The following is a 15,908-nucleotide window of genomic DNA, read 5'->3' on the forward strand; positions in this document are numbered from 1 at the left end:
TTCGGGACGAGGACCGAACGACTTCGTTTCGGACAACCTACAAGTGTCTGGGTCCTGTACGGCGGGCATGGTTTCGACTCCGCGAAACCGGGGGATGGCGGTCGTGGTGGCAGTGGTTTGCTGTCTGGGGGTGGTCGCGCCGGTCTCCGTCGCCCAGCCGCGAGACGTCGGGAACCCCTGCGTCGGGACGGTCGAGCGGCCGGCGAACGGCACGACGGTCGTCAGCGTCCAGGGGTACAACCAGAGCGGGAAACAGCCGGCGATGCTCGTCGGCGTCGGCCCGCGGGGGGCGATTCGCTGGGTCCACCACAGCGCCGCCGAACACGACGCCGTCTGGTCCTACGACGTCGACCCGATGGCGAACGGCAACGTGTTCGTGACGGCGGCGGTCCGGGGCGGGAAGACCCTCGTCTACGAGTTCGACCCGACGACCCAGGAGACCGTCTGGAGCGTCGAGTTCGACATCCGGGACACCCACGACGCCGACCTCATCGACGGCGGGTCCGCGATCGTCGTCGCCAACATGCGCAACGCCGACCCGGCGAACGGCACGAACGACGACCGCATCTTCGTCTACAACCGCACGAGAGGCGAGATAACGTGGGAGTGGCGCTTCGCCGACCACTACCCGCCGGCGGTCGGCGGTAACTTCAGCAAGGACTGGACGCACGTCAACGACGTGGACGCCATCGGCAACGGGACCTTCCTCGTCTCGCCGCGCAACTTCGACCAGGTCATCGCCGTCGACCGCGCGACCGGCGAGATAACGACGAAACTCGGCGAGGACGGGAACCACGACGTCCTCCGCAAGCAACACAACCCCGACTACCTCGAGAGCGAGAACGGGACCGCGACGATACTCGTCGCGGACAGCGAGAACGACCGCGTCGTCGAGTACGCCAGACGGGGCGACGGCTGGACCCGCACCTGGACGGTCGGCTCCCCGGAGACGCTCCACTGGCCGCGGGACGCCGACCGGCTGGACGACGGCAACACGCTCGTTTCGGACACGAAGAACCAGCGCGTCGTCGAGGTGACGCCGACGGGCGAGGTCGTCTGGGAGTTCTACGCCCCGTGGCTGGTGTACGACGCCGCGCGCCTGCGGACGGGCGAGCACGGCGGGCCGACCGCCGCCGACCTGAACGCCACCGGCACCCACGAGATAACGGGGAGCGCCGGATTCCACGGCGACACCGACCGCCTCGCGGCGTGTCACGCGCGGCTGATGGCGGTCGACGGACTGACCGAGGCGGGTCGGGACGCGCTCGGCGGGAACGCGAGCGCGGGGCGAACCTAGAGGGAGAACCGCTCGCCGTCGACCGCCAGCGGCTCCTCGAACGCCTCGTCGGCGGGGTAGAAGTGCGAGACGTGGACGAGTCGGGTCTCGGCGGCGCCGAGTTCCTCTGCCAGCGCCAGCGCCCCCTCGCGGGTCATGTGTTTCGTGCCGAACGTGCGGGCCACGCCGTCGTCGTCCCGGTGGTCGCCGCCGACCGGGTGGCTGTCGGCGAGCGACGCCGGAACGATGGCGTCCGCGAGCAGCAGGTCGGCGTCGGCGAGCGCGTTCCGGGAGTCGTCCGGAATCGCGTAGCTCGTGTCGCCCGTGAGCGCGAGCTTCGTCCCGTCGCGCTCGACGACGACGCCGTAACAGAGCATCGGCGGGTGGTCGACGGGGACGAGCGTCACGTCGAACCCGCAGGTCGAGAACGTCTCGAAGGGGGCGCGGTCGTGGACCGTCAGCGGCCTGAGGTAGTCGTACTGGCTCCGGACGGAGTCGGCGACGCTCTCGCCCGTCACGGGGTCGACCTCGTCGGCGGCGTGAACGGCGAGGGAATCGAGCAGTCGGTGGGCGTTGCCGAGGCCGTGGAGGTGGTCGAAGTGGACGTGCGTGACGACGGCGGCGTCCGGGAGGGCGACGTCCTGCGTGAGAAACTGGTGGCGGAAGTCGGGGCTCAGGTCGACGAGCAGCGACTCGTCGGTGGCTTCGTTGCGAACGTGCACCGAGAAGCGCGTGCGCTCGACGCCCCGCTCTCGGGCCGCCGCGCACGTCCCGCAGTCACAGCGAGGCGTCGGCGTGCCGGTCGTGTCGCCGGTTCCGAGGAGCGTGACCTGCATCCCGTAGGGGTTGCCGTTTCTGGTACAAATGTCTCCCGCTGGCGGCATCGAGGATTACGCCGCCGCCGACCGCTCCGCCGGCGAGTCGACGAGCCACGTCACGCCCGCGCCGACGAGGAACACGACGCCGAGTCCCGCGACGGCGGCCGTCTCGGTCACCGCGTCGGCGGCGACGCCCGCCGCGATCACCATCGGGACGCGCAGGAGTCGCCACAGCATGGAGAACGCGCTCAGCGTCGTCGCGCGCCCCGCCGAACCGACGTGGTCGTTCAGGTGGCCGTTCACCATCGGCAGCAGGAGCGCCTTCGACCCTCGAATCGCGACGAACATCGGCAGGGCAGCGGCCACCGCGACGCGGGGGAGGACGAGCAGGACAGCCGTCGCCACGGGGACGACGAGGAGCGCCCCCCAGAGGCCGAACGCCTCCTCGACGTCGCCGGCGAAGTAGCTGGCGACGGCCGAGACGACGGTGAACCCCGCGTAGAGGAGACCGAGGACGACGCCCAGCGGCAGGGCGTGACCGGCGACCGTCGCGGATTCGAGCGTCGCCTGGAACAGTTCGCGGGTCACCGGCTGGATGTAGGAGTTCGCTGCGCTGACGACCGCGAAGAACAGGCCGACGTACACCACGAACGGCCGGAGTGGACGCGAGGTGAACTGCCTCCGGACGAGCGGCAGGGCGTCGAGGACGGTGATGCGGTCGTCCGCGAGGGAGTCCTCGTCCGCGTCGTCGCCGTACCGGCGGCTCCCGGGGAGCGTGAACAGGACGGCGAGGCCGAGGCCGTTCAGCGCGACCGACGCCACGAAGGGGTATCGCGGGTCGACGGCGTACAGCGCGCCGCCGGCCACCATCGTGACGACCGAGGTCCACCGCATCACCGACGCGCCCCGACCGCGGATTCGCGTGAAGTCGTCGGCGTCGAACCGCTCTTCGAGGACCTCGTAGAGCCAGGCGTCGGCGCTGCCGGACGCGAACGTCAGCGCGAGCGCCCAGAGCGCGTAGAAGAGGACGTACGGCCAGAACGACTGCGCGACGACGAATCCGAGGAGCGAGAGCACCGTGAACACGACCGAGAGCGCGAGGCTCGTCCGGCGGCCGTATCGGTCGCCGACGTACCCCGTCGGGACCTCGCCGAGCACGACGAGCGTCGACGACAGCGCGCTCAGGGCTCCGTACTGCGTGAACGAGACGTCGCGGAGGACGAACAGGGTGAAGATGGGCGAGATGAACCCGACAGAACGGGTCGCCTGAAAGAGATAGTACTTCCCGATCAACCGGCTCGACATGGCGTAGGCGTCGCGGACGACCGGAAAAAGGGTTTCCTGAACTGCGCCTTTGTAGTATTTCTTACAGCTACGTCAGTGGTCGTGGGAGTGCCCGTCGTCCTCGCCGCTCGCGCCGCTGATGTCCCCGCCAGCGACGAGTGCGTCGTGGTCGCCCTCGATCATGTCGAGGTCCTTCAGGTTGTCCCGCTCCTCGAAGTCCTGGATGGCGCGCAGCAGGTCGTCCTGCTTGAGGTCGGTGCGATTCTCCATCAGCGCGTCGAGGACGGCCTCGCGCAGCACCATCCGCAGGTCGCTGCCGGTGAGTCCCTCCGTGCGCTCGGCGAGCGCGGGCGGGTCGAAGTCCTCGATGTGCATCTCTCGGGTGATGACCCGGAGGATGTCCGCCCGCATCTGGTCGTCGGGCTTGGGGAAGTTGATGATCTCGTCGAAGCGCCGCCACGCCGCGGCGTCGAGCTGGTCCGGGTGGTTCGTCGCGCCGATGAGGAGCACGTCGTCCTGGATGAGCGAGATGTTGTCGATGCTCTTCAGGAGCGTGTTCACCGCGCGCTTGATGGCGGCGTGTTCGTCGCTCCGGCGCGTCTTGGCGACGAAGTCGAACTCGTCCATGAAGAGGATACACGGCGACAGGCGCTTCGCCACCTCGAACACCTTCTCGACGTTCTTCGCGGTCTCGCCGAGGTACTGGCTGGTTATCATCGACAGCTTCACCTCGACGAACGGGAGGTCGAGGTCGTACCCCAGCGCCCGCGCCGTGGAGGTCTTGCCGGTCCCCGGCGGGCCGACGAACAGGAGCTTCCCGATCTCGCGCAGGCCGATGCGGGAGAGGTACTCGCGGTGCTCGATGGCCTTCACTATCTTTTTTATCTCGTCCTCCTGGTTCTCCGTGAGGACGAGGTCGTCCAGCGTCAGTTCGACCTCCTCCGGCGCGTGGATGTCCACGAGGTCGAGCATGTTCTCGCCGTCTTCCTCCTCCTCGTCGCTGAAGTGCTCGGCGAGCAGGCTGTCGATCCACGCGCGGTCGGCCTGCACCGGCCGGTTCTCGTCGCGGGCGGTCTCGTAGTCCACGTCGACGCCGTCGCGGTCCTCGAAGGCGTACGCCAGCGTCGGGTTCGCCGCCACGCGGTCGGCCGCGCGGTCGAGGTACCACTTCTCGGCCATCTCCGGTTGCGTGAGTTCGAGCGTCCCGGAGAACTCGTCGCGGTCAGTGAACATCAGGTCCGAGATGGCTTCCCACGGTCGGTCGAGGTCGGCCGCCTCCCGGGCGTTCTCGACCGTCGCCCGGAGCGGTCGCTCGATCGACCCCTCGTGCCAGAACACCTGCCTGATCTGCGGCGGCAGGTCGTTTTCGTCTAGGTTCTGGTGTTCGTCGTAGAGGTGCGTCGTGAGCAAGAACTCGATTACGTCCAGCGCCCCGCTGCTCATTCTTCCGTGGCTTGACGCTACAGAAGGATAAGCGCGTCGAACGCGGACGAGTCCGGTCGCCGACGGCCGATTCGAGCGGTTCGGCGGCGTCTCAGCCGAACGTGCCGGGTTTCGGCGCGTCCGCCGGCAGCGCGTCCTGGTCCACGAAGATGACGACGCTGCTGACGGTACAGCCACTGTCGTACCCGAACCGCTGGACGTCGTAGCGGACGTATCCCTTCATGTAGCGGTCGACGTCGTCGGCGACGTCCTCCTCGCTGTTGCAGGTCGACGCGTCGCCGAGCGCGACGACGATGGGCGGTTTCTCGCCGACCAGGTCGCTGGGGTCTCTCGTGCTCGTCACTTCGGCGTCGGCGGCCTCGAAGTACCACTCCAGCGGGAGGCGGGCGAACCAGCCGCCGGTGGCGGGCGGCACGTCGTGGCCCGCCTCGTTGCCCGCGTAGAACTTCTCGCCGTAGTAGAGCACGTCCGTCCCCTCGTTCTCCCGGGCGACGTCCTGGAGGTCGGAGAGCAGGGCGTCCATCTCCGTCGAGGACTGGGCGTACTGGACGAGTTCGTTGTCCGGGCTCTGGGGATTCTGGTAGGTGGTGGAGTACGCGGCCGTCCCGACCTGCGCACCGACGAGCAACAGCAGCAGTACGGCGGCGACGACGCTGAGGTCGTCGTCGCGCTGGTACCCGTCCCACCCCCAGCGGAAGACGAGCGCGAGCGCCACGGCGGCCGGAATCGCGAGCGGGACGACGGCGTGGACGACCGCCCACGCGGCCTTGATGTCCATCACGAGGGGGTAGCCGAGCACGCTGGCGAAGCCCCAGTAGAAGCCGAAGGAGACGAGGTCGCTCGGACGCTCGCCGGAGTAGCGGTCGACGAGGAAGCCGACGACGGCGAGGACGACGAGCGCGAGCGCGCCGACCTCGATGACGCCGAGGTGGTGTTCGAGGAAGGGGAGGTACGGATGGCTCTGGTGACCGCCGGCCCAGCTCCCCATGAACTTCCGCCACGTGCCGAAGATGGCCTCGTCGACGACCGCGAGGAACATCCAGGCGTCACCGCGTCCGAGGGCCTTCCAGAGGCCGGGGCCGGCCTGCCCCTGCGAGCGCGGGGCGTAGAAGAAGACGATGATGGTGAAGAACTCGAGGATGCCGAGCAGGCCGACGCCGAGGTAGACGAGGGGTCTGCGGAGCACGGAGCGGTCGCCGTCGCGGAGTCGGGACGCGCCGCGGCGCGACCAGTCGGGGAACGCGGCGGCGACGCCGTCGTTGCCGACGCGCCGGAGGAACAGCCGGTGGTCGTACAGCAGCACGGCCGCGCCGCCCCAGCAGGCGGCGTACAGCAGGGCGTTCTCCTTCATCGTGAACCCGAGCGCGAAGCAGGCGACGCCGACGAAGAAGTAGCCGGCGCGGCGCGTCCCGCCGGTGTCGTACGCCCGGACGAAGAAGCCGAGCGCGAACAGCATCGCGGCCGCGAGTAACACGTCGTTGCGCATGAACCGCGAGTAGTACAGCAGGATGGGGTTCGTGGCGAGCAACAGTGCGAGCGCGACCGTCTCCGAGTCGCGCAGCCGCCGGCGGAAGAGGACCGCGGAGAGGGGGAGCAGACCGCCCGCGAGCGCGACGATAAGCCGCATGGTGAAGTCGCTCGCGCCGAACAGCGAGAAGAGGACGGAGTTGACGTGGACGAGGAAGGGACCGTGGACGATGGGGCGGTACGACCAGATTCCCGTCTCGACGTAGCGGGCTATCCAGTAGGCGACTCGCGCCTCGTCCTGGTGGGCGACGCGCGTTCCGAGGCCGACGAGGCGGAGCGCGAGCGCGAACACCGTGACGAGGCCGACGAGGGGCACGGGGTGGGTGAACCGTTCGAGCATCCCGGTCGCGTCGCTGGCGGCGAACGACCCGGAACGGGATTGCGTGGCGTCGGAGCCTGACATTGGAGGGGGTTACAGACGCTATGGACCTCCGCGCGACAAATAGTTTCTGAACGCATCCTGTATATGAACTTTCAAATCGTTTCTCGTTTACTCGCGTTCAACCGCCACTTAAGAGCCACGAGCTACTAGGGGCTTGCATGGCAAGTGAGACCGTTCCAGTCATCGCGAAGGCAGTGCGAACGCCGCAAGGTAAGGAAGACGGCGTTTTCGCCGACACGCGTAGCGAAGACCTCTCGATTCCACTCGTGAACACCATCCTCCGGGAGACGGGGCTGACGAGCGACCACGTCGACGACCTGATGTGGGGGGTCGCCCAGCAGCGCGGCGAACAGGACAACAACGTCGCGCGGGTCATCGCGCTGCTCTCCGACCTCGGCGAGGAGGTGCCCGCGGCGAGCATCAACCGCTGGTGTGCGTCCTCGATGCAGGCCATCATCAGCGCGAGCGACGCCATCCGTGCCGGCCAGCGCGACGCCGTCGTCGCGGGCGGCGTCGAGAACATGTCCCGCGTCTCGATGAGCCAGAGCTACGGCAGCGTCCACCCGCGGCTCTCCGAACACTACAACGTCGGCGAACTCCAGATGGGGATGACCGCCGAGAAGGTCGCCGAGGAGTACGACGTCTCCCGCGAGGCCCAGGACGAGTACGCGCTCCAGAGCCACCGGCGCGCGGCCGAGGCGACCGAGTCCGGCCGTTTCGACGACCAGATCGTCCCCATCGAGACCGACGACGGACTCGTGGAGAAGGACGAGGGCATCCGCCCGGACACGAGCATGGAAGCTCTCTCCCAGCTTCCGACGGTGTTCAAGAGCGACGGGACCGTCACGCCGGGCAACTCCTCGCAGATATCCGACGGCGCGTCGGCCACGCTCGTCACCAGTGAGGCGTTCGCCGAGGACCACGGTCTGGACGTCATGGCCTACGTCGGCGACAACAACGTCGCGGGCGTCGACCCGACCGTGATGGGCATCGGACCGGTGCCGGCGACGCGCGGCCTGCTGGAGCGCACGGGCGAGGACATCGACGACTTCGACCTCGTGGAGCTGAACGAGGCGTTCGCCAGCCAGACGGTGTACGCCCGGAACCAGCTCGGCGTTCCCGAGGACAGGTTCAACGTCAACGGCGGGGCCATCGCCCTCGGTCACCCGCTGGGCGCCTCCGGCGCGCGCCTGCCCGTGACGCTCGTCCACGAGATGGAGAAGCGCGACGCCGAGAAGGGCCTGGCGACGCTCTGCGTCGGCTTCGGCCAGGGCGCGGCGATAACGTTCGAGCGCCGGTAATCGAACGCGCCGCCTCCGAACCCCCTCGCGGAAGCCGTCTCGACGCCCGAGACGGTCCGCTCGCCCCTCGTCACGCCACCCCCGCCATGACGACCGCGACGTAGATTCCCTGCGCTATCAGCGCCCCGCCCGCGAGCACGAGGACCGCGAGCACCACTCGCTTCGCGGTCCCCGACAGCCCCTGGTTCAGTAGCGCGCCGTAGACGCCGTTGACGCCGTGGAACGTCGCCGCGACGAGGAACAGCAGCATCGTTGCGAGATAGCCCCACTGGCTCATCCGGGCTCGCGTCCCCGCGAATGTAATCTCGGAGGGATGGTGGACGAAGTGGAGCAGGAAGAAGTGGAACGCCAGCACGGCGACGAGGAACGCCGCCGTCACGCGCTGGAGCAGCCACGCGAGGCTTCCGCTCCGGAACGAGGAGTAGCGTTCGGCCATCAGAACGCCCCCTCCATGAACGTCGGCACGCTCGCCAGGACGACGACCGCGGTCACGACGAGCGAGGCGTAGAAACTCCTGTCTTGTGCCTCCAGACCCACGCCGAGGTCGACGAACAACAGTCGGACGCCGTTCAGGACGTGAAAGACGGCGACGGCCAGCAGCCCGACCTCCAGCACCCTGACGACGAGGATGGTCTCGAGACCCTGGAGCCTGCTCGTGTACGCTTCGGGGCCCGACAGCGCCGCGCTCAACACCGGGACGTGCATGAAGAGATAGCCGACGAGTATCCACCCGCTGAACTTGTGGAGAATCCACGCCCACATGCCGGCGGTGAACTCCGTCCACCGGTCGAACTCCTCGACCGTACCGCGGTCGTGATTCCGTGTCATGCGCTCGATTCGGGGCTTCGCCCGGCGGGTGGATAGCCGTTGAGCCGAAAATCTCCGCGGGGTTCATAAGCCGGTCGCGGTCGAAGCAATCCTTTTCAGCGATCCGATAGAAATCCGAGCCATGAAGCGCGTTCGGATAACCATCAGGCCGCCGGACGTCTACCTGCCGCCGGTGTACGAACTCGTCACGCGCGGGGCGGAGTATCTCGACCGGACGCGTATCGTGAACTGGAACGTCTCCAGTCCGCCCGCGGGGTTTCTGCTCCGGATTCGAGGGGAGTACCGTCGCCTCGAAGACGCCCTCGCCGACGGCGCTAACCTCCGCGAGTTCGAGATCTTCCCGATCACGGACGAGGAGTGTCACTGCTTCCTGACGGCCGAAGCTCCGACCGTCGCGAGGGCGCTGTTCGACAACTTCACCCGGGGGAGCCTGATGACGGTTCCGCCCATCGAGTGTCACGAGGACGGGAGCAGCACGTTCACCATGATCGGAACGGAGGCCGACATCCAGGCCGCCGTCGACGGCGTCCCCGAGGGCGTCGGCGTCGACGTCGAGGCGGTCGGCGGGGAGACGGTCGCACCCGGTGGCGTCGTCGGTCGGTTGTCCGTCCGTCAGCGGGAAGCGATAGAGACCGCTCTGGCGGTCGGCTACTACGACGTTCCGCGCGACGCGACGAGCGACGACGTCGCCCGCGAGATGGACTGTGCGACCGCGACCGCGTCGGAACACCTCCAGAAGGCCGAGTCGAAACTGGTCGCTGCGCTCTTCGACGAGTGAGTGCCGTTCGGCGACACGTTTCGGGGCCGCGACGCCTCTCGGGAGTGCGACGCGACCGTTCATCCGTTCGGTGTGACGCCGACCCGCGGCCGGCGACCGCGACTCCCGACGACGCCCCGGGAACGACGCGTTGCCGCCGTCCGTTCTACCGCTACGCCGACCTTTTTGCGCCCGCTGGTCCTGTCACGAACCATGCCAGCGATTCCGAGTCCCGGCCTGGGAACGTCGGGCAACGACGGCGAGCAGTGCGCCGAGACGGTGGCGACCGCCCTGGAGATGGGCTACCGGCACGTCGATACCGCGCAGATGTACGACAACGAGGCGGCGGTCGGCGAGGGCATCGAGCGCTCGACGGTCGACCGCGAGGACGTCTTCCTCGCGACGAAGGTCCACCCGGAGAACCTCGCGCCCGACGACGTGCGCGAGACGACCGAGGCGAGTCTCGACCGACTCGGCGTCGACGCCGTCGACCTGCTGTACGTCCACTGGCCGATGGACGCCTACGACCCCGAGACGACCCTGCCGGCGTTCGACGACCTCCGCGAGGCGGGGGCGACGCGTCACGTCGCCGTGAGTAACTTCACACCAGCGTTGCTGGACGAGGCGCGCGAGACGCTGGACGCGCCCGTCGTCGCCAACCAGGTCGAGCTCCATCCGCTCTTCCAGCAGGACGACCTCCGCGCGTACGCCCGCGAGCACGACCTCACCCTGGTCGCGTACGCACCGTTGATGCGGGGCGAGGCGGGCGACGTGCCGGAACTGCGCGAGGTGGCCGCCGAATACGACGCCACGCCGACGCAGGTCAGCCTCGCGTGGCTCCAGTCGAAGGAGACGGTCGTCCCCATCCCGAAGGCGACGGGCGAGGAACACCTCCGGGCGAACCTCGACGTCCCCGACCTCGACGCGGAGGACGTGGCGACGATAGACGCCATCGACCGCGAGGAGCGACTCGTCGACCCCGACGCGGCCCCCTGGAACTAGGCGAGCGAGTCAGGCCACCCACCGGACGGTCCAGCGGCCGGTTCCGTCGCCCTCTCGCCACTGGACGACGAGGTCGCTCACCGAGCGGTCGGCCGGAACCTCGTACGCTATCCAGCCGCTCGCGGTCCCGCCCGGTTCGAGGCCCTCGGAGCCGGACGTCGTCGTGGTCGTCGTTCCGGAGTCGTCGAGCGGCGGCGGGTATCGGCCGCTCTCCCTGGGGATGCCGGCCGGCGACAGCTCCGACCGCCCGTCGGACGACGCCGTGAGAATCGAGACGCCGCTGCGAGACGGCGGCCGCTGGGCGTAGTCGGCCCTGTTCTCCGCGGCGACGTAGACGAACGCCCACTGCGAACCGGAGCCGGCCGGCACCTCGGTCGTGCTCCCGTTCGAGCGCTCGTACCGGTAGCTGTCGGTCAGCGACACGTCGCGGACGGTGAACGCGAAGCCCGTCGGGGCGACGTGTGTCCCGCCGAACGAGAGGGTCTTCGGACTGACGTCGACGGAGAACGCCCGCTGGAGCTTCGGTATCCGGAAGTTCGCGGTGCCGCTGTACGGGTGGGTGTACTCGGTCGACCAGGTCGCTCGCTTCCCCGGTTCGATGACCTCCGTCTGAATCGTGGCCGCCGTGTGCCAGCCGCCGCCGCTGCCGGACAACCGAATCGGGGAACTGAACGCCGCCGGACGGTCCCCGGTGTTCTCGATGACCACCTTCAGCGGGAGCGGTTGGCCCATGGCGGCCTCCTTCGGGGCCTCGAACGATGCGAGGCCGAACGAGACCTCGGGACGGCTCGTCTCCGTGGACTCGGTCGACTCGCTCGTCCGGTCGTCGGTTCCACCTCCCCCTTCGGTCGTCGCGCTCGTCGTCCCCTGCTCCCCACCGTCGCCCGGTTCGGAGCCCGAACAGCCCGCCAGGGCCACCCCCGCGAGGGTAGTTCCGGTCGCCGCCAGAAATCTTCTACGGAACATGGGTAATTTATATACTATCCTCTAAATAAAGCCTATGTAAGCGATTTTAGTACAGTCGTCCCTGTAGAAGAGTTCCGACGTGCCGGCGCGGAATGCACCCTGCTACCTCGGAAAGTAGGCGGACCCTAACTCGTTTCCGGACGGCAGACGAACGTCTCCTGTGACCCGACCGCTCATCGTCTACGACGACGACTGTGGCTTCTGCACGTGGGCGGCCGAGTACGCGGACGAGCACGGCGAGTTCGACCTCGTCGGATTCTCGGCGCTCGACGACGACCAGCGCGCCCGCTTGCCGCCGGAGTACGACCGCTGCGTCCACCTGCTGGTCGACGACCGCGTCTACTCCTGCGGCGAGGCCACCGAAGAGATACTCGCGCGCACCGATTCCGTCGGCGGGGACGCCGCCGACCTGTTCCGACTGCTCCCGTCGAGCGCGCGCGAGCGCGTCCGCGAACCACTGTACCGCTGGGTGGCCGACCACCGCTCGTGGTTCGGGCGCGTGCTCCGCCGGTAGGTCGGAGCGACCCGACCGGGTCGCCCGTGCGAACCTCGCCGGACTCCGGGACGACCCGAATCGCCTCGACCTCGCCAGTGCCGTCCATGCACGTCGGTCGGTGGCTCCCGAGACAAAACCGTCGCGGGCGTGTTACGTCCGACGATGCGCGGAGAGTCCGTCGGCGAGTCGACCGGGGTCGCGGCCGCGGCAACCGGCGTCAGAACTCGACGTCCGGTTCGGGCACGCCACCCTCGTCGCCGACGTCGACGTCGAGGTCGAACTCCTCGCGCAGTTCCCGGATGCGGTCGCGGATGTCGGCGGCGAGTTCGAACTCCAGGTTGTTCGCGGCCTCGTCCATGCGCTCTTCGAGTTCCGCGACGCGGCGCTCGGCCTCGTCCTCGGTCTCCGGTTCGCCGCCGGCGACTCCGGACGTGTCGGTCTTGCTCCCCGGCAGGTTCGCATCCGACACCTCCTTGTCGATGGTCTGGGGTTCGAAGCCGTGCTCCTCGTTGTACTCCCGCTGGATGCGACGGCGGCGGCGCGTCTCCTCGATGGCGTCCGCCATCGCGTCGGTCGTCTCGTCGGCGTACAGTACGACCTCGCCCTCGACGTTCCGGGCCGCCCGGCCCATCGTCTGGACGAGCGACGTCTCCGAGCGCAGGAACCCCTCCTGGTCGGCGTCGAGGATGGCGACGAGGGAGACCTCGGGGATGTCCAGTCCCTCCCGGAGGAGGTTGATGCCGACGAGCACGTCGAACTCGCCGAGGCGGAGCCCCCGGACGAGTTCGTGTCGCTCCAGGGTGTCGGTCTCGTCGTGCATGTACTCGACCGCGACGCCGGCCTCCTCTAGGTACTCCGTGAGGTCCTCGGCCATGCGCTTCGTCAGGGTGGTGACGAGCACGCGCTCGTCGTTCTCGACGCGGCGGTCGATGCGGTCCATCAGGTCGTCTATCTGGCCGGAGGCGTCCGTCACCGTCACCGCGGGGTCGACGAGGTGCGTGGGACGCACGATCTGTTCGACCACCTGCTCGCTCTCCTCGCGCTCGTAGTCGCTCGGCGTGGCGGAGACGTACAGCGTCCGGTCGGTCTTCTCCTCGAACTCCTCGAACGTGAGCGGGCGGTTGTCGTACGCGGTCGGCAGGCGGAAGCCGTTCTCGACCAGCGAGTCCTTCCGGGACTTGTCGCCCGCGAACTGGCCCTTTATCTGCGGGACGGTCTGGTGGGACTCGTCGATGACCGTGAGGAAGTCGTCGGGGAAGTAGTCGAGCAGCGTGAACGGCGCGTCGCCGACCTCGCGGTCGCTGAGGTAGACAGAGTAGTTCTCGATGCCGGAGCAGTAGCCCGCCTCCCGCATCATCTCCAGGTCGAACGTGGTGCGCTCCTCGATGCGCTGGGCGGCGACCAGGTCGCCGTTGCGCTCGAAGTAGCCGATGCGGTCCTCGAGGTCCTCCTCTATCTCCGCGATGGCCTGCTCCATCGTCTGCTCGGGGATGGAGTAGTGTTCCGCCGGGTGGACGAGCACCGCGGGTTCCTGGGACTTGACCTCGCCTTCGAGGGGGTCTATCTTCACCATCCGGTCTATCTCGTCGCCCCAGAGTTCGATGCGGACGGCGTACCGGCCGTACATCGGGAATATCTCGACGGTGTCGCCCCGGACGCGGAACGTGCCCTGCGTGAAGTCCACGTCGTTGCGCTCGTAGTTCAGGTCGACGAGGCGCGCGAGCAGTTCGTCGCGCCCCACCTCGTCGCCCACTTCGAGGCGGAGGCTCATGTCCTCGTAGTTGCGCGGGTCGCCGAGACCGTAGATGGCCGACACCGAGGCGACGACGATGACGTCGTCGCGGGTCAGAAGCGAGCGCGTCGCGGAGTGGCGCAGACGGTCTATCTCCTCGTTGATGGAGGCGTCCTTCTCGATGTACTTGTCGGTCTGCTCGACGTACGCCTCGGGCTGGTAGTAGTCGTAGTAAGAGACGAAGTACTCGACGGCGTTGTCCGGGAACAGGTTCCGGAACTCCTCGTACAGCTGGGCGGCGAGCGTCTTGTTGTGCGCGATGACCAGCGTCGGCATCTCGATCTCCTCGACGAGCCACGAGACGGTGTTGGTCTTCCCCGACCCCGTGACGCCGAGCAGCGTCTGTTTGTCCATCCCCTGCCGGAACCCCTCGGCGAGTTGCTCGATGGCCTCCGGCTGGTCGCCCGCCGGGTCGAACGGCGCGTCCACCCGGAAGTCCGACTCCGCTTCGGGTCGGTCGGGCGACAGCGGACCGGAGTCTGCGTCACTCATGCTGTTCTCGCTTGGAGTCCGACGCACTTGACGCCCTCGGAACGCCGACCGACGCGCTCCCGTGGCACCCCGTCCCGGGACCGGGCACCGAGCGCGTCGTCGTCGTCGCGGGTGGCGGTCCCGGGCCCGGGAGGCGTTCTGGCCCGGTTCACTCCTCCAGGCGCGACAGCACGGCTTCGGGGTCGTACCGCAGCGAGAGGGTGCGCGAGCGGCCGCGTCCGTCGACGTTCGTGTAGGTCGCGTCGATGACGCCGAGCTGGTCCAGTTTGTTGATTATCTCGGAGTAGCGCGTGTAGCCGAGCTCCGTCTGGTCGTGGAACGCGTCGTACACGTCGCCGGCCTGCTCGCCGTCGTGCTCCGCGATGACCCGGACCAGCGCCTCCTCGTTGTCGCTCAGCGCGTGCAGGCTGTGGCTGAGGTGGACGAACTTCGACTTCTCGTAGGCCTCCTCTACGTCCTCGACGCTGACGGTGCGGCTGGCGCGCATCTCGGCGTTCAGGCCCGCCCGGCGCAGCAGGTCGATGCCGACCCGCAGGTCGCCGCTCTCGGCGGTGAGTTCGGCGACCTCGTCCAGCACCTCGGTGGAGATGACGCCGTCGTGGAAGCCGCGTTCGACGCGCTCGTCGAGGATGTCGACGATTTCGCTCGGGTCGTACACCGGGAAGTAGACGTCCTCCGGGCGGAAGACGCTCTGGACCCGACCGTCCAGTTCCTCGATGACGTCGAGGTTGAGGTCCGAGGAGACGACGATGACGCCTATCTTCGCGCCGCTGTGGGCCTCGTGGGCGCGCAGCAGCGAGTAGAGGGTGTCCGAGGCCTCGTTCTCGTAGAAGAGGTAGTTCACGTCGTCGAGCGCGACCACGAGCACCTCGTCGTCCTCGACCAGCTTGTCCGTTATCTGGCGGAACAGCTTCTTGAACGAGATGCCGGAGGAGGGCGGCTCGTACTCGAAGATGCCCTCGAAGATGCGGGAGAACACGGAGTAGCGCGTCGAGTCGACCTGACAGTTGACGCGCACCGTCCGGACGTCGGTCTGGGTCGACAGTTCGTCGAACAGCTTCTGGACGGCGGTGGTCTTGCCGGTTCCGGGCGGTCCGTGCGCCATCACGTTCAGCGGTCGGGACCCCCGGACGGCAGGCCTGAGCGCGTACTGCAGGCTCTGCATCTGGGACTCGCGGTGTTCGAACGTCTCCGGGACGTAGTCTATCTCGAAGACGTGTTCGTCCCGGAACACCGTCTCGTCCCAGGACAACATCCCCTCCTCCGGGTCGTCTGCCATCACTTTCACCACGCTCCCGGAGCTACTTAATCCTTCGCCAGCCAGACAAAAGAATCCGCGGGTCAGGCCTGCTGTATCCCGTTCTGGACGTCGTTACGGTCCATGGACATCCCGTGCTTGTCGCGGGCGTGCTCCTGGACCATGTCGATTACCTCGTTCTCGTCGTTCGCTCGTACCATGAAGTCGCAGTCCATCTGCGTGCATTCGAACTGGTGTGCCATATGTGTGTCCTCCACCCCTCCTGGGGCGAACTGGACGACGACCC

15 protein-coding genes are annotated in these 15,908 nt (G+C 68.0%); 5 read left to right on the forward strand and 10 right to left on the reverse strand.

What is annotated here, in order from left to right; translation table 11 throughout:
• Positions 1-67: 67 nt before the first annotated feature.
• Positions 68-1,297: an aryl-sulfate sulfotransferase gene (locus tag ACTF4R_RS07275; RefSeq protein ID WP_440007202.1), complete on the forward strand. Its 1,230-nt coding sequence runs from the start codon at positions 68-70 to the stop codon at positions 1,295-1,297.
• Here ACTF4R_RS07275 and ACTF4R_RS07280 read toward each other — a convergent pair.
• The 4 genes from ACTF4R_RS07280 to ACTF4R_RS07295 all read right to left on the reverse strand — a co-directional run bounded on the left by ACTF4R_RS07280 (position 1,294) and on the right by ACTF4R_RS07295 (position 6,751).
• The gene (locus ACTF4R_RS07280) at positions 1,294-2,112 is read right to left on the reverse strand and encodes an MBL fold metallo-hydrolase (RefSeq protein ID WP_440007203.1); all 819 of its coding nucleotides are present in this window, start codon (positions 2,110-2,112) and stop codon (positions 1,294-1,296) included. The two genes, ACTF4R_RS07275 and ACTF4R_RS07280, sit on opposite strands and share 4 nt — an antisense overlap.
• Positions 2,113-2,166: 54 nt before the next feature.
• Positions 2,167-3,399, reverse strand: a complete 1,233-nt coding sequence (locus ACTF4R_RS07285; protein WP_440007204.1) for an MFS transporter — start codon at positions 3,397-3,399, stop codon at positions 2,167-2,169.
• Positions 3,400-3,471: 72 nt separating this feature from the next.
• Positions 3,472-4,821, reverse strand: coding sequence for an ATP-binding protein (locus ACTF4R_RS07290; protein WP_440007205.1), 1,350 nt, complete (start codon positions 4,819-4,821; stop codon positions 3,472-3,474).
• Positions 4,822-4,912: 91 nt separating this feature from the next.
• On the reverse strand, positions 4,913-6,751 hold the full coding sequence (locus tag ACTF4R_RS07295; protein WP_440007206.1) for a flippase activity-associated protein Agl23: 1,839 nt from the start codon (positions 6,749-6,751) through the stop codon (positions 4,913-4,915).
• A 137-nt stretch (positions 6,752-6,888) separates the two neighbouring features.
• Here ACTF4R_RS07295 and ACTF4R_RS07300 point away from each other — a divergent pair, with 137 nt between their 5' ends.
• Positions 6,889-8,031 (forward strand): thiolase family protein, encoded by a 1,143-nt coding sequence (locus tag ACTF4R_RS07300; protein WP_440007207.1) that lies wholly within the window; start codon positions 6,889-6,891, stop codon positions 8,029-8,031.
• A gap of 70 nt (positions 8,032-8,101) precedes the next feature.
• Here ACTF4R_RS07300 and ACTF4R_RS07305 read toward each other — a convergent pair whose 3' ends face one another.
• On the reverse strand, positions 8,102-8,467 hold the full coding sequence (locus ACTF4R_RS07305; RefSeq protein WP_440007208.1) for a succinate dehydrogenase/fumarate reductase transmembrane subunit: 366 nt from the start codon (positions 8,465-8,467) through the stop codon (positions 8,102-8,104).
• On the reverse strand, positions 8,467-8,859 hold the full coding sequence (gene sdhC / locus ACTF4R_RS07310; RefSeq protein ID WP_440007209.1) for a succinate dehydrogenase, cytochrome b556 subunit: 393 nt from the start codon (positions 8,857-8,859) through the stop codon (positions 8,467-8,469). The genes ACTF4R_RS07305 and sdhC overlap by 1 nt, the downstream gene beginning before the upstream one ends.
• A gap of 121 nt (positions 8,860-8,980) precedes the next feature.
• On the opposite strand from sdhC, the gene ACTF4R_RS07315 reads away from it, so the two are divergent.
• Positions 8,981-9,637: a helix-turn-helix domain-containing protein gene (locus tag ACTF4R_RS07315; protein ID WP_440007210.1), complete on the forward strand. Its 657-nt coding sequence runs from the start codon at positions 8,981-8,983 to the stop codon at positions 9,635-9,637.
• A gap of 192 nt (positions 9,638-9,829) precedes the next feature.
• Positions 9,830-10,618, forward strand: a complete 789-nt coding sequence (locus ACTF4R_RS07320; protein WP_440007211.1) for an aldo/keto reductase — start codon at positions 9,830-9,832, stop codon at positions 10,616-10,618.
• A gap of 9 nt (positions 10,619-10,627) precedes the next feature.
• On the opposite strand, the gene ACTF4R_RS07325 is transcribed toward ACTF4R_RS07320, so the two are convergent.
• A complete protein-coding gene (locus ACTF4R_RS07325; protein WP_440007212.1) occupies positions 10,628-11,584 on the reverse strand; it encodes a hypothetical protein in 957 nt (318 codons plus the stop codon).
• Positions 11,585-11,744: 160 nt separating this feature from the next.
• Here ACTF4R_RS07325 and ACTF4R_RS07330 point away from each other — a divergent pair, with 160 nt between their 5' ends.
• Complete coding sequence (locus ACTF4R_RS07330) at positions 11,745-12,098, forward strand: thiol-disulfide oxidoreductase DCC family protein (RefSeq protein WP_440007213.1); 354 nt, start codon at positions 11,745-11,747, stop codon at positions 12,096-12,098.
• A 199-nt stretch (positions 12,099-12,297) separates the two neighbouring features.
• On the opposite strand, the gene uvrB is transcribed toward ACTF4R_RS07330, so the two are convergent.
• From uvrB to ACTF4R_RS07345, 3 genes are all read right to left on the reverse strand, one after another.
• Positions 12,298-14,364: an excinuclease ABC subunit UvrB gene (uvrB, locus tag ACTF4R_RS07335; protein ID WP_440007214.1), complete on the reverse strand. Its 2,067-nt coding sequence runs from the start codon at positions 14,362-14,364 to the stop codon at positions 12,298-12,300.
• Positions 14,365-14,512: 148 nt separating this feature from the next.
• Positions 14,513-15,643 (reverse strand): ORC1-type DNA replication protein, encoded by a 1,131-nt coding sequence (locus ACTF4R_RS07340; protein WP_440007215.1) that lies wholly within the window; start codon positions 15,641-15,643, stop codon positions 14,513-14,515.
• 62 nt (positions 15,644-15,705) lie between these two features.
• Positions 15,706-15,864, reverse strand: a complete 159-nt coding sequence (locus ACTF4R_RS07345) for a DUF1059 domain-containing protein (protein ID WP_440007216.1) — start codon at positions 15,862-15,864, stop codon at positions 15,706-15,708.
• Positions 15,865-15,908 lie beyond the last annotated feature (44 nt).

It is taken from the genome of Halomicrococcus pelagicus (genome assembly GCF_051917725.1).
Lineage (GTDB): Archaea > Halobacteriota > Halobacteria > Halobacteriales > Haladaptataceae > Halomicrococcus.